At 69.5% G+C, this 239-nt stretch carries 1 protein-coding gene; it reads left to right on the forward strand.

The features are described from left to right. Positions 1-239: zincin-like metallopeptidase domain-containing protein (locus AC0L3J_RS38375; RefSeq protein ID WP_473350619.1), on the forward strand; the 239-nt coding region annotated here is incomplete at both ends.

Here is a 239-nt window from a genome sequence, read left to right on the forward strand (position 1 = left end):
GCCGTCCACGGACAGCATCCATCTGCCCGACAAAGGCCAGTTCCCGAGCGCCGACAACTACTACGCAACCGCGCTCCATGAGCTGGGGCACTGGACCGGCCACCCGTCGCGGCTGGACCGCGACCTGGCGCATCCCTTCGGGAGCGAGGGGTACGCCAAGGAAGAGCTGCGGGCCGAGATTGCCAGCATGATCCTGGGCGACGAGCTGGGCATCGGCCACGACCCCGGCCAGCACGCGG

Source organism: Bradyrhizobium sp. Kon37, from assembly GCF_055807535.1.